The organism is Bacillus sp. A01H, from assembly GCF_045277205.1.
GTDB classification, from domain to species: domain Bacteria; phylum Bacillota; class Bacilli; order Bacillales; family Bacillaceae_G; genus Bacillus_A; species Bacillus_A paranthracis.
In genome coordinates, this window is record NZ_CP117702.1 from 923,649 (window position 1) to 936,290 (window position 12,642).

General features: G+C 36.3%; 15 protein-coding genes and 1 pseudogene. 13 read left to right on the top strand and 3 right to left on the bottom strand.

All coding sequences use genetic code 11. The features are described 5' to 3' along the window. Positions 1–9 precede the first annotated feature (9 nt). The 7 genes from PSR14_RS04965 to PSR14_RS04995 all read left to right on the top strand — a co-directional run bounded on the left by PSR14_RS04965 (position 10) and on the right by PSR14_RS04995 (position 6,104). Positions 10–873: a MurR/RpiR family transcriptional regulator gene (locus PSR14_RS04965; protein ID WP_000648157.1), complete on the top strand. Its 864-nt coding sequence runs from the start codon at positions 10–12 to the stop codon at positions 871–873. A gap of 153 nt (positions 874–1,026) precedes the next feature. Then, positions 1,027–1,911: an N-acetylmuramic acid 6-phosphate etherase gene (gene murQ, locus PSR14_RS04970; RefSeq protein ID WP_000892365.1), complete on the top strand. Its 885-nt coding sequence runs from the start codon at positions 1,027–1,029 to the stop codon at positions 1,909–1,911. Between the two features lie 24 nt (positions 1,912–1,935). Continuing rightward, positions 1,936–3,300 (top strand): PTS transporter subunit EIIC, encoded by a 1,365-nt coding sequence (locus tag PSR14_RS04975; protein ID WP_000711318.1) that lies wholly within the window; start codon positions 1,936–1,938, stop codon positions 3,298–3,300. Positions 3,301–3,348: 48 nt separating this feature from the next. Further along, the gene (locus tag PSR14_RS04980) at positions 3,349–4,413 is read left to right on the top strand and encodes a DUF871 domain-containing protein (protein ID WP_073541797.1); all 1,065 of its coding nucleotides are present in this window, start codon (positions 3,349–3,351) and stop codon (positions 4,411–4,413) included. 160 nt (positions 4,414–4,573) lie between these two features. Continuing rightward, entirely contained in the window at positions 4,574–4,978 is a 405-nt protein-coding gene (locus PSR14_RS04985; RefSeq protein ID WP_001077756.1) for a DoxX family protein, read from the top strand. 154 nt (positions 4,979–5,132) lie between these two features. After that, entirely contained in the window at positions 5,133–5,534 is a 402-nt protein-coding gene (locus PSR14_RS04990) for a nuclear transport factor 2 family protein (RefSeq protein ID WP_046198841.1), read from the top strand. Between the two features lie 87 nt (positions 5,535–5,621). Continuing rightward, positions 5,622–6,104, top strand: a complete 483-nt coding sequence (locus PSR14_RS04995; RefSeq protein WP_000758765.1) for a DUF6241 domain-containing protein — start codon at positions 5,622–5,624, stop codon at positions 6,102–6,104. Positions 6,105–6,137: 33 nt separating this feature from the next. Here PSR14_RS04995 and PSR14_RS05000 read toward each other — a convergent pair whose 3' ends face one another. After that, a complete protein-coding gene (locus PSR14_RS05000; protein ID WP_001146278.1) occupies positions 6,138–7,049 on the bottom strand; it encodes a DMT family transporter in 912 nt (303 codons plus the stop codon). A gap of 205 nt (positions 7,050–7,254) precedes the next feature. Between PSR14_RS05000 and PSR14_RS05005 the strand changes: the two genes are divergently transcribed. The 6 genes from PSR14_RS05005 to PSR14_RS05030 all read left to right on the top strand — a co-directional run bounded on the left by PSR14_RS05005 (position 7,255) and on the right by PSR14_RS05030 (position 11,498). Next, positions 7,255–7,749, top strand: coding sequence for an Lrp/AsnC family transcriptional regulator (locus PSR14_RS05005; protein ID WP_000446092.1), 495 nt, complete (start codon positions 7,255–7,257; stop codon positions 7,747–7,749). Positions 7,750–7,877: 128 nt separating this feature from the next. Then, positions 7,878–8,333 (top strand): N-acetyltransferase, encoded by a 456-nt coding sequence (locus tag PSR14_RS05010; protein ID WP_000686658.1) that lies wholly within the window; start codon positions 7,878–7,880, stop codon positions 8,331–8,333. Between the two features lie 357 nt (positions 8,334–8,690). Then, positions 8,691–9,035: a multidrug efflux SMR transporter gene (locus PSR14_RS05015; RefSeq protein ID WP_000790625.1), complete on the top strand. Its 345-nt coding sequence runs from the start codon at positions 8,691–8,693 to the stop codon at positions 9,033–9,035. Positions 9,036–9,037: 2 nt separating this feature from the next. Beyond that, on the top strand, positions 9,038–9,352 hold the full coding sequence (locus PSR14_RS05020) for a multidrug efflux SMR transporter (RefSeq protein ID WP_000539674.1): 315 nt from the start codon (positions 9,038–9,040) through the stop codon (positions 9,350–9,352). A 152-nt stretch (positions 9,353–9,504) separates the two neighbouring features. After that, positions 9,505–10,083, top strand: a complete 579-nt coding sequence (locus PSR14_RS05025; RefSeq protein WP_002163739.1) for a TetR family transcriptional regulator — start codon at positions 9,505–9,507, stop codon at positions 10,081–10,083. 212 nt (positions 10,084–10,295) lie between these two features. Then, complete coding sequence (locus PSR14_RS05030) at positions 10,296–11,498, top strand: MFS transporter (RefSeq protein WP_000742938.1); 1,203 nt, start codon at positions 10,296–10,298, stop codon at positions 11,496–11,498. A gap of 33 nt (positions 11,499–11,531) precedes the next feature. On the opposite strand, the pseudogene PSR14_RS05035 reads toward PSR14_RS05030, so the two are convergent. After that, positions 11,532–11,871, bottom strand: a pseudogene (locus PSR14_RS05035) (winged helix-turn-helix transcriptional regulator). A gap of 159 nt (positions 11,872–12,030) precedes the next feature. After that, positions 12,031–12,534: a MarR family winged helix-turn-helix transcriptional regulator gene (locus PSR14_RS05040; protein WP_000420689.1), complete on the bottom strand. Its 504-nt coding sequence runs from the start codon at positions 12,532–12,534 to the stop codon at positions 12,031–12,033. Positions 12,535–12,642 lie beyond the last annotated feature (108 nt).

A 12,642-nucleotide genomic window follows, 5' to 3' on the forward strand; every position in this document is an offset into this window, starting at 1 on the left:
GGTTAAATAGTGAAAGCTTCAACATTACTATTTAAAATTGAAAGTAATATGGATCAATTTTCACCAGCTGAAAAAAAGGTTGCCATGTACATAATGGAGAATGCAGAGATTGTTCCGAACTTAACGACGAAAGAAGTGTCAACGAATGCAGGTGCAAGTGAAGCGAGTGTTGTTCGTTTTTGTAAGTCGATTGGGATTGGGAGCTTTAAAGCATTTAAAATCGCGCTCGTTCGTGAATTAACGATTGCTGATTATAATATTAATGATTTTTCAGTGATGAATACGGAAGATGGCCCGTACGACTTGTTTAATAAAGTTACGTATGTGAATAAAGCTGCAATTGAGGCGAGCGTGACGGCGATAGATAAAAAAGAACTTGAAAAAGCTGCAGATCATATTGTAAATGCCGATAAAATTATCTTTTACGGAGTAGGCGGATCAGCTACTCCGGCGATGGACGGAGCTTATAAATTTACAAGGCTCGGATTTACAGCGATGATGCTATCTGATTTTCATATGATGTTGCCGCTTGTGACGAATTTAAAAGAAGGCGATATCTTTGTGGCGATTTCAACATCTGGTCGTACGAAAGATGTACTTGAAATGGCGCAATATGCGAAGAGACAGGGTGCAACAGTTATTGCGATTACAAAGCTTGATCAATCATCACCGTTATATAAAGAGGCGGATATTCGCCTTTGTATGCCAGATGTAGAACAAGATCATCGTATTGCAAGTATTGCTTCAAGAATGACGCAATTGAACATGATAGATGCTCTATATGTGATTACCTTTAATCGCATTGGTAATAAAGTGCTAGATCAATTTATGGAAACAAGAGAAGAAGCTTTGCGATTACGGAAGCTGAAATGAGAAGATGGGGAAACCCATCTTTTTTGCATACGGACGGACATAAATTCGTCATGAAAAGAAATTAAATTTCATAAAATAATAAAGTGATATTGATTTTAAATTTCTTAAAGTTATAATGAAAGTATGAAATTAAATTTCAAAGTAGGTGGGAATATGTTAGAAAATTTATCGACAGAACATCGCAATGAGAAGACGATGAATTTAGATGAGATGAGCATAAAAGAAGTTTTGCAAAGTATGAATGAAGAAGATCGAACTGTTGCATTAGCAGTTGAAAATGAAATAGAGCAGATTGAAAAAGTTGTGCAGACTGTTATTAAATCTTTCGAAGAAGAGGGCCGATTAATTTACATTGGGGCTGGTACGAGTGGCCGTTTAGGTATTTTGGACGCAGTGGAATGTCCGCCGACATTTGGCACAGACGATAAAATGGTGCAAGGATTTATAGCAGGTGGATTGAAAGCGTTTACTAAAGCGGTAGAAGGTGCAGAAGATCGCGAAGAATTAGCAGAAGAAGATTTGAAAAGTATTGGATTAAATGAGAAAGATACAGTGATTGGAATTGCAGCAAGTGGTCGAACTCCTTATGTTATTGGTGGCTTGAAGTACGCGAATAGCGTAGGAGCGAGTACAGCTAGTATCTCCTGTAATAAAAATGCTGAAATAAGTAAATATGCAAAACTAAACGTGGAAGTAGAAACAGGCGCAGAAATTTTAACAGGATCAACGCGTTTGAAAGCTGGTACAGCGCAAAAACTAGTGCTCAATATGATTTCAACAGCATCTATGATTGGTGTAGGGAAAGTATATAAAAACTTGATGGTAGATGTTCAATCTACAAATGAAAAGTTAATAGAACGATCAAAACGAATTATTGTGGAAGCAACAGGTGTTAGTTATGAAGTAGCAGCAGAGCATTATGAAAAAGCAGAACGTAACGTGAAAGCTGCGATTGTTATGGTGTTATTGCAGTGTGAGTATGGGGAAGCACTGGAGAAACTAAAAGAAGCGAAAGGGTTTGTGAAGAAGGCACTATAAAATAATAGGGAGGGGGATTCTATTATGAAGAAAGAAGAGAGAATGGCCAGAGAAATTTCAGAGCAACTTGGGGGAGTAAAAAATATTCGTGGCATTGCTCATTGTATGACGAGACTACGATTAACGCTTCATGATGAAAGTAAAGTGAACATGGACCTTTTGAAAAAGGTTGAAGGGGTTATGGGCGTTATTGAAGATGAGACGCTTCAAGTTGTCGTTGGTCCGGGAACGGTAAATAAAGTAGCAGCAGAGATGGAAGGTTTAACGGGACTGCGAATTGGTGAGGTGGCAGATCATCACCTTGAAGATCTTGGGCAAGAGATGAAGTCAGAGATTAAAAAGAAAAATAATACACCGGTGAAAAACTTTTTAAGAAAAATAGGAAGTATTTTCATTCCGTTAATTCCGGGTCTTGTTGCGTCAGGTATTATAAACGGGGTTGCTAACTTTGCGAAAAACGCAGGCGCTGATCCGAATGCAACATGGCTACAAATGTTACTACTTATTGGCGGCGGTATCTTTACATTCTTAGGCATTTTAGTCGGCTGGAATACAGCGAAAGAGTTTGGCGGGACACCAGTTCTTGGGGCAATTGCTGGTATTTTAATTTTCAATCCGGCGATGGCGAACGTAAAGTTATTTGGTGAAGCGCTCGTACCCGGACGGGGCGGATTGTTTGCAGTTATTTTTGCAGCGTGGCTTATGGTTGTAGTGGAAAGACAAGTTCGAAAAGCTGTACCAAATGCAGTTGATATTATCATAACGCCACTTATTACTGTGTTAGTCGTAAGTATCGTAACGATGTTAGCAATTCAGCCAGTAGCAGGTTTCTTATCTGAAGGAATTACGAGCGGAATTAATGGTATTTTAAGTATTGGCGGAGCGTTTGCTGGGGCAGTACTTGCTGGAACATTTTTACCGCTCGTTATGGTCGGATTACATCACGGTTTAACACCGATTCACATGGAGTTTATTAATCAAACGCACGTAACGCCTTTATTACCGGTACTTGCAATGGCTGGCGCTGGGCAAGTAGGAGCAGCGATTGCTATTTTTGTAAAAACAAAAAACAAACGACTGCGTAACGTAATTAAAGGGGCATTACCAGTTGGATTTTTAGGAATTGGTGAACCGTTATTATACGGGGTTACATTACCACTGGGAAAACCGTTTCTTACAGCTTGTTTAGGAGCAGCAGTTGGCGGTGCGTTCCAAGCAGTTATGAAAACAGCTGCACTCGGAATTGGTGTATCAGGATTATCATTAATTCCGTTAATTGCTGATAATAAATATTTATTATATTTCCTTGGATTAGTAGTGGCATATACGTTCGGATTCATCTTTACGTACTTCTTCGGATTTAAAGAAGAAATGGCAGAAAACATATAGAGAAAGGGATTCCTTTCTCTTTTTCTATTTATAGAAAGGGAGATTCATATGATTGGAGTTTCAATTTACCTTGCAAAAGAACGAGTAAAGAAGCAAGAAGAGTGGCTAAAAGTAGCGAAGGAAAACGGGTTTTCATCTATTTTTACATCATTGCACATTCCTGAAGATGACCCTGGTACGTATAAAGAGCTAATTCAAATACTTGGGAAACAAGCTCTTGAAAATAACATGGAATTAATGGTCGATGTTTCTCCAAAATCGTTACACCATTTAGGGATGACATATGAAAATGTGGAGGATCTACTGGACTGGGGCATTACAGGCTTAAGAATGGACTACGGCATTGCGCCAAAAGAAATCGCACGCGTATCTCATAAGATGAAAGTAGCTTTAAATGCGAGCACGATTACAGATTCATTTTGGAAAGAGTTAATTACTGAAAAGATACGGGTCGAGAATGTAGAAGCGTGGCATAATTTTTACCCGCGTCCAGAAACAGGACTAGCAAAGTCCTTTTTACAAAAACAAAACCAATACTTGCATGAGTGCGGAATAAAAACGATGGCATTTATTCCGGGAGATGGTGAAAAGCGTGGTCCACTATATGAAGGCTTACCGACGCTAGAAAAGCATCGTTATATGAGACCGCTCGAAGCGTACTTAGAACTTGTACAACATTGTGGTGTTGATAAAGTGTTAATCGGGGATATAAGCGGAAGTGTAGAAAGTGTACAAGAGATAGCGAGTGCGAGTAGAGGGATTATTCCGCTGCGGTACAAATCGTTTATAACTGATAAAGAAGTATTAAAAATAGTGGAACAAGTGCATACAAATAGACTAGATCCAGCTCGTGATGTCATTCGCTCAGTAGAATCGCGAGAAGAACATAAAGTGATTTTACAGCCAATGAATGCAATTGTAAGAAAGAAAGGCAGCATTACAATTGATAATGAATTGTACGGTAGATATGCAGGAGAGATGCAAGTTGCTATACATGATTTGCCTGTAGATGAGAAAGTGAACGTTGTTGGCATGGTTGTAGAAGAGGATATTTCTTTATTGCCGTATGTTGGCGCTGGAAAAATGTTTCAACTTTTTTGTGCGATAGAGTAAAAGCTTGAATTAACGCTACTTTGTAGGAAAACATTATCCGTAAAAGGGATAATGTTTTTTGTTTTCTTTAAAAAAGTATTTGACGAATGAAATGAAATACCGTATTGTTTTGACTTGTAAATAAAAGTTCACCATAACAAAACAAAAAGGAGAGAAAAAAATGAATCAATATATTGGGAATTTAATTATTCGTATCGTGTTAGGAGTAACGTTCTTTACACATGGTTTAGCGAAGTTTCAATCAGGTATCGATAACGTAGCAGGCTGGTTTACAAGCATTGGCTTACCGGGTGGTCTAGCGTATGGCGTAGCAACAGTTGAATTAGTTGGTGGTATATTATTAATTATCGGTTTAGGCGTAAAGTATGTAGGATTGTTATTCGCTCTTATTTTAGCTGGAGCTATCGTAAAGGTAAATGGAGCAGCAGGTTTATTAGGAGATGGAAAGAATCCAGGATATGAATTAGACCTTGCATTATTATCAATGGGTGCGTATTTATTCGTTGTAAAAGCAGAAGGATATGTAGACCGTTTCATAAAAGAGAAAGTAATGAAAACGAAGTAGATTTTATTTATAAATTGTTGACTTGAATAACGATTGTAACTATAATGATTACAACTTATAGATTAAGAATAAAACAATTTAATATTTTTTTACACAAGATGTAACTGCATGTGTTACATCTTGTGTAAAAATAAATAAAACGGGAGGAAGTAACATGTCTAAATCAAATTTAGAAATTATTCGAAGTACATATGAAGGATCAGCTTCTTCGAATGCAAAACATTTAGCAGAAGCCCTCTCTGAAAAAGTAGAATGGACAGAGGCAGAAGGATTCCCGTACGGGGGAACTTATATCGGTGTAGAAGCTATAATGGAAAATGTATTTAGCCAATTAGGATCAGAATGGGATGATTATAAAGCAAGTGTAAATACGTATCATGAAGTAAGTGAAAAAGATGTAATTATTGCTGAAGGTATGTATTCAGGAGTTTATAAAGAAACGGGAAAATCATTTGAAGCAGAATTTGTTCATATATGGCAACTTGAAAATGGAAAAATCATAAAATTCAAGCAATGTGTGGATAGTTATATTGTGCGAGAAGCGCTTAAGGTTTAAAATAAAATAAGGAAACAAATGGAATCGACTGTGTGCAGGCGATTCCATTTGTTTATGTGATTATTAGGGGAATGGGGAATACATAATATGAAAAAATGGATTATAGGGACAATTACAGTGATCGTAATTGCGATAGGAGCTGTATTCGGTGTTACTAAAGGTATTAATTATATAGAAGAAGAGGAGAAGAGTCTTAAAGCGCAAAAAGTAATGGGACAACAAGGAAAGAAAGCAGAGGAAGAGAAGCAACAAGTTAGTGAAGCTGAAATTATTTCTACAATGCATAGGATGGTACATCAAAAAGTGAAATCCTCTGAAAAATGGGGATTTATTGAAATGACAAATAAGGAAATTCGTGGTGCGAAGAACGCAGTAGAAAGCGGTACGAATTTTAAATATAAGTCAGAGTTACTTTCTACTTTGGAGCGCTGGGAGAAAGGGGATTTTTCACAAACGGTTGAGGAGCATAACTTTTTGTGGGAAATTCAAGGTGGTGATACTGGAAAGGCGACAGAACGTTTATCGCCAGAAGAAGAAAAGCAGTATGTGAAAGAAATGAAACGTAAATAAAAACATCGCCACTTCGCTGGCGATGTTTTTGGATTAAGAATGTTTTCGCATTAAAGCTCTAGTTGGCTGAACAGCAACTGTTTTGAAATGGGAAAATAAATAACATCCTGTCACAACGATCATTGTCCCTAAAATTTGAATCCACGTTAATTCTTCTCCGAGGAAAAGGAATGCTAAAATAGCTGTGAAAATGGGATTGAAGTTTAGAAAAATGCCGGATGTAGTTGCTCCTAATTTTTGTACGCCAACATTCCAAAATACCATACAAAGAACTGTGGAAATGAGTCCAGTATATAAAAGTGATGTTATAAAAGAAGTGTTGATATTTGTAACAGTGAAGCTTCCTATGTTAAATGGCAGTAATAAAATAACGCCGAAAATACCAGAGTAAAGCGTCGCCATAAGCGGTGTCGTTGTTTTTGTTGCCCATTTACTACAAACAGAATACATTCCCCAAATGCAAACAGCGGCAATCATCCATAAGTCACCACTATTAAAATGTAGTGAAAATAAAAGTGCAAAGTTACCTTTTAATAGGACAAGAATAACTCCAAAGAATGAAAGAATCATGGATAGAATTTGAAGTGTATTTACTTTTTCTTTTAGAAATAAGACAGAAAATAGTGCAATAGAAATCGCGTTTAATGTAGAAATAAGCCCTACATTTGTTGCGGATGTTTTTTCTAATGCTAAAAATTGAAAGATGTTAAAAAGAGCAACCCCTGAAATTCCCATCAATATTAACGGAAGTATCGCAGCGCGTGGTGGAATGATTTTCTTTTCTTTAAACCATACCATTGGTAATAAACAAACAATCGCAATCATCCATCTTAAACTTGTAAGTGTCATTGGAGATGCGTGATCAACAAGTGATTTTCCAACGACAAAGTTTCCTCCCCATAATAAGCTCGTTAGTAATAGTAAAAAGACATAAAAATAAGGCATATTAAAATCCCCTTTGTTGTAATCAATGTGAATTGTAAATAATTTTAGCATTTTTCTTTATTGTGTAATATATTCTTTTGTATAATGGATAAAAATCGATAAAATGTTTTGCTGTGAATGATATTTAAAGAAGGATGTTCAGTTTTATATAAGTTATAAGGTGTTTTTTCGAATAATCATCGGTAAGAAAAAAGGGGGAATTATAATGGAGTCGTCTGTTATTAAAGTGTTGGATGATCTAGATGTCCAAATTTTAGATATATTGCAGAAGGAGTCACAAGTAAGTAATGCAGAGCTTGCACGACGTGTTAATTTATCACCAGCTGCAATGCATGCAAGAATAAAAAGATTAGATGGAGAAGGATTCATTGATAAGCAAGTAGCTATTTTAAATCAAGAGAAGCTTGGTTTTGACTTGTTATGCTTCATTTTTATGAGTACGAATATTCATCAATTTGACAAGTTGGAAGTGTTGGAAAAAGAATTAGAAGCGATGCCTGAAGTGTTAGAATGTCACTGCTTAACAGGAGAATATGATTATTTATTAAAGGTCGCAAATCGTGATCGTAAAGAATTAGAGCAGTTTATTAGAAAGCTGAATAAGCTTGGTATTACAAAGATACAGACGAGTTTAGCACTTCGTGAAATTAAATATTCGACGGTATTACCGATACGAAATGAGGAACCGAGCATCGATTAGATTGCTTGGTTTTTTGTTTGTATAAAGTGATTGACGAGAAGAAAAGAGAGATGTATTATTATATAAAATTATGTATTAAAATTCATTTCGAGTTATAAATATTAATATCGGGGGCAAGGGGATAGCATATGAAAATCTGTAATGCGGTTACGAGTGATGTGAAAGAAATTTATAGTCTTATTGAGATTTATGCAAAAGAGGGAGTGGTTTTACCGCGTTCTCTTTTGTCTCTCTATCAATATTTACAATGTTTATATGTTATGAAAGAAGAGGGAGAAATCGTCGGAGTTGCTGGTTTACATGTGTTAGGAGAGGATCTTGCAGAAGTACGATCTTTAGTCGTTTCGCATACATATGCAGGAAAAGGGATCGGACGTATGTTAGTAAACCATGTAATAAATGAGGCGGCGAAAATAAAAGTGAGTAGAGTTATTTCTTTAACATATGAAACGGAATTTTTTCAAAAGTGCGGGTTTGTTTTTGTGAATAGAGATGCATTACCAGAAAAAGTATGGATTGATTGTAGACATTGTCCAAAGGTTGATTATTGTGATGAGGTGGCGATGATTCGGTATGTTAGGTGAAATAAATGTAAAGAAGAGCAGCTAGCAAAAGCTAACTGCTCTATTCAAGGGATCTCTCCAAGGGGGAGTGGAGAAAATATTATGTTACTAGCAGTATTGACAGATTATTAGGAAATATACAAATCGGATGAAAGAAATTTTAAATAAACTTTCGGCATTGACAGTTTTTAAAATATTCATGTACAATATATATGAATGACATTCAGTCATTTCTTCTTTGGAAGGATGTAGTTAGTTTGAAAACGGAATAAATATAAAAGTAAATGAGGATGATAGTTGTTTATATATAGTAGGGATGAAAGAGCATATTTTTTTAAAATAAAAATGACTGATAGTCAGTCATAAGAGGTGAGAGGTATGAAAAATAAAGCTTGGTTATATGTCATATTAACATGTATCTTTGAAATTTTTTGGGTGTTTGGTTTTAATACAGCGAATACTTGGTGGCATTGGATTATTATTTTAGGAGTTATCGCTGTTGATTTTCACTTCCTTTCTAAAGCGTGTGAACATCTTGCAACAGGGACTGTATATGCTGTTTTCGCCGGAGCTGGTACGGTAGGTACTTTCTTAATGGATGTATTCCTTTTCGGCGGGAGTTTCAGTGTAGGAAAATTATTCTTTATCGTGATGGTTGTAGCTGGCGTTATCGGTTTAAAGCTAGCTGATAATAAAGAAGATACTATGGAAGGAGCTGCTTAAAGATGGGTTGGTTTTTCGTATTTTGTGCTGCAATTAGTGAAATAGTCGGTGTAATCGGTCTTAAAATGTATAGTAAAGATAAAACATTAGCAAATGGGGCTCTTTATATAGGCGGGTTTGCTACATCCTTTGCATTCTTGTATACATCTTTCTTATTTTTACAAGTAAGTGTCGCGTATGCGGTTTGGATTGGTATTGGAACAGCAGGTGCCGTTTTATTAAACATGTTCCTGTTTGGTGAGTCGAAAAGTAAAGCACGTATCATTAGTGTAGCTCTTATTGTATGCGGCGTGACAGGGTTAAAGGCTCTTTCTTAAAGGTATTTGGCATTTTTATCTCCTAATTTTTTGTTAGGAGATTTTATTATGAAAAAAATGATTTCCTCGCAAAGTTCACTATCATTGACAGTACAATCGATTATCTTATAAAATGAGTGACAGTCATTCAATACGCGTGTGAAAGGGTTTAGATGATGAATAAAAAAGAGAAAATTGTCTATGCAGCGATTGAAGTGTTTCAGGAAAAGGGCGTTGAAAAAACGAAGATTTCTGATATCGTGAAATTAGCTGGCATTGCACAAGGAACTTTCTATTTATATTTTCCTTCTAAGTTATCTGTTATGCCTGCAATAGCAGAAGTGATGGTTGAAAAGATGATACTTGCAGTAAAAGAAAAAGTGCAAAACGATGCGCCTTTCTCAAGTAAAGTAACGCAAGTAATAGATGCGGTGTTTCACTTCATAGAGGAATATCGTGAAATACAAGCTTTAATGTATGCGGGTCTTGCATCTACAGAACATATAAAAGAATGGGAAGCTGTGTATGAGCCTCTTTATATGTGGCTAAGTGAATTTTTAAATGAGGCGAAAGAAGCGGGTGAAATTCGTGATTCGGTTCACGCAGAGCGAACAGCGAAGTTATTTATCGCTCTAGTTGAATCAGCAGCGGAGCAAGTGTATTTATATGATCATAAAGATGATGAGCAAGTCGAGTTACAAAAGGCAGAAGTACTAGATTTTTTAACACATGCATTACATATAAAGAAATAGTGAGATGAACCTGTCTGAGAAGGTAGGTTCATTTTTGAGGAAAACTGAATGATAGTCATTCACCTAATGCGTATGTATGTGTGGAAGGATACAGCGAAATTCTAACGAGTAGGGGCATCTCTACTCATGATTAGCCCACAAATAGCAGGATAAAGAAAAAGCTTCTTGGGCATTATTTTTTTGAGGGGAGCTTACGGGAAGAGGTGTTGAAAGTGAAGAAACCGATAAAAGAACAAAAGATGGTATTGGTCATTCTTTTGAGTAATATATTTATCGCTTTTTTAGGGATTGGATTAATCATTCCGGTTATGCCGTCCTTTATGAATGATATGGGTTTAACAGGTAAGACGATGGGATATCTCGTTGCAGTGTTTGCAATGGCTCAGCTTATTGCTTCACCTATTACAGGCCGGTGGGTCGACCTTTATGGTAGGAAGAAAATGATAATCATTGGATTATTTATTTTTGGTGTTTCAGAGCTTCTTTTTGGATTAGGAACAGATGTATGGATGCTCTATGCAGCGAGGGTGTTAGGCGGAATTAGTGCTGCGTTTATTATGCCTGGTGTTACGGCATATGTTGCGGATATTACATCTATACAGGAACGTCCAAAGGCGATGGGATATTTATCTGCTGCTATTAGTACCGGCTTTATTATAGGACCTGGAATCGGCGGATTTATTGCAGAATACGGTATACGTGTACCGTTTTTCGTTGCAGCTGCAATTGCTTTTATAGCATGTGTCATTTCGATCTTTATTTTAAAAGAACCGTTAACGAAAGAAGAGCTTGCAGAGATTTCTTCTAATACGAAAGAATCAAGCTTTATTGGTGATTTAAAGAAATCATTACATCCAATGTATGCAATTGCATTTATTATCGTATTTGTACTTGCGTTCGGTTTATCGGCGTATGAAACGGTGTTCAGTCTGTTTTCTGATCATAAGTTTGGATTCACACCGAAAGATATCGCGGCAATTATTACAATTAGTTCAATCTTTGGGGTAGTTGTGCAAGTATTTATGTTTGGAAAATTAGTTGATATGTTCGGTGAAAAAGTGTTAATTCAAATCTGTTTAATTGTAGGTGCAGTATTAGCGTTCATTTCAACTGTAGTCTTTAATTATTGGATTGTACTTCTCGTTACGTGCTTCATTTTCCTTGCATTTGATTTGCTTCGCCCAGCTTTAACGACGTTTTTATCAAAAGCAGCTGGAAAAGAGCAAGGATTCGTTGCTGGTATGAACTCGACTTATACGAGTTTAGGAAATATAGCAGGACCAGCGATGGGCGGAATATTATTTGATATGAATATTCATTATCCATATGCATTTTCAGGAGTTGTCTTAATAGTTGGTCTCGCTATTACATTTATGTGGAGAGAGAAACAGTTAGCTGAAAGTTTTGCGAAGTAATCAAACCCCTTACAACGGTAAGGGGTTTTTGTTTTATAAACTTAATCTAAATCGTTTTAATTCAATAAAAATCCTCTCTAATTGCTTTCCTTTATCCGTTAATGTGTACTCTACACGAGGCGGAACTTCTGGATATACTTTTCTCGTTATAATGTCTTGAGCTTCTAATTCTTTTAGTTGAAGCAATAATGTTTTCGGACTAATGCCGTCCATTGATTTTGTAAATCACTAAAGTGTAATGTTCCTTCGATAAGAAGGTCACGGATGATTAAAAACGTCCATTTTGTACGAATTACATCAATCGTTTTAGCGATAGGGCACAAGGTATGCCAGGTAAACCTTTCGTTAATTCAACTGGATTTATATCGTTCATGGAACTAGCCTCACCGCCATCAACCTAAGCAATACAAATACCCTCAAAATGAAAAAATGAATATTTTATTACAAGTTAGTACAAAATTTCGTTCTAGGGGTACTATATACTATAAAATTTCAGCTGAATAACGATGTGGCGGGACCAAAAAAATGCGTTTTAGTCTTTAAACACGCTCAGTTTTTCAAATAGATCTCCCAGGATATTGATAAACATTTCTTTTTCCTCATCGCTGTAGTTTTCCATTACCGCAGAGATTTTACTGAAATGACCGGGTAGAAATTGTTTCAGTTGTTCTTTTCCCTCTTTTGTCAGTTCAATGCTGATTTTTCGTTTATCCTTATTTTGATGCGTGCGGCTGACAAAACCGTCCCTCACCAGCCCGTCCAGCAAACCTGTAATCGTTGCTTTCGTAACGTTTGATTGCTTTGCAAGTTCTGTCGGACTTAACGAGTGGTCTTTTGCGTCGAAGAGTAGCATCAGGATTTTGAATTTTCCTTCAGACAGTCCTCTGCCTGCAAAGTAACGCTCCATCACATGATTCATTTTTTTTGATATATCAAATAGAGATAAAAACAATTCAAGAGAACTGGCATCTATATTGGAATACGTCTCGGTGTGTTCTGTTAAATATTTATATTTAGGTAAATGTTTTAATTCCATTAAAATAAGCTCCCGTTCGTTAGTTATGACACGATTATAAAGGAGTTAATATCATAATACAACCTGACTTAAAGATGATTGACAATTTTTCTGAGGATGTAGTAAAGT

Coding starts and splice junctions, on each gene's coding strand:
- PSR14_RS05040 (WP_000420689.1), bottom strand. CDS start 12,534: ATGGAATTAAAACATTTACCTAAATATAAATATTTAACAGAACACACC.
- PSR14_RS05025 (WP_002163739.1), top strand. CDS start 9,505: ATGATGAATAAAAAAGAGAAAATTGTCTATGCAGCGATTGAAGTGTTT.
- PSR14_RS04995 (WP_000758765.1), top strand. CDS start 5,622: ATGAAAAAATGGATTATAGGGACAATTACAGTGATCGTAATTGCGATA.
- PSR14_RS05020 (WP_000539674.1), top strand. CDS start 9,038: ATGGGTTGGTTTTTCGTATTTTGTGCTGCAATTAGTGAAATAGTCGGT.
- PSR14_RS05015 (WP_000790625.1), top strand. CDS start 8,691: ATGAAAAATAAAGCTTGGTTATATGTCATATTAACATGTATCTTTGAA.
- PSR14_RS05005 (WP_000446092.1), top strand. CDS start 7,255: ATGGAGTCGTCTGTTATTAAAGTGTTGGATGATCTAGATGTCCAAATT.
- PSR14_RS04985 (WP_001077756.1), top strand. CDS start 4,574: ATGAATCAATATATTGGGAATTTAATTATTCGTATCGTGTTAGGAGTA.
- PSR14_RS04980 (WP_073541797.1), top strand. CDS start 3,349: ATGATTGGAGTTTCAATTTACCTTGCAAAAGAACGAGTAAAGAAGCAA.
- PSR14_RS05000 (WP_001146278.1), bottom strand. CDS start 7,049: ATGCCTTATTTTTATGTCTTTTTACTATTACTAACGAGCTTATTATGG.
- murQ (WP_000892365.1), top strand. CDS start 1,027: ATGTTAGAAAATTTATCGACAGAACATCGCAATGAGAAGACGATGAAT.
- PSR14_RS04990 (WP_046198841.1), top strand. CDS start 5,133: ATGTCTAAATCAAATTTAGAAATTATTCGAAGTACATATGAAGGATCA.
- PSR14_RS05010 (WP_000686658.1), top strand. CDS start 7,878: ATGAAAATCTGTAATGCGGTTACGAGTGATGTGAAAGAAATTTATAGT.
- PSR14_RS04975 (WP_000711318.1), top strand. CDS start 1,936: ATGAAGAAAGAAGAGAGAATGGCCAGAGAAATTTCAGAGCAACTTGGG.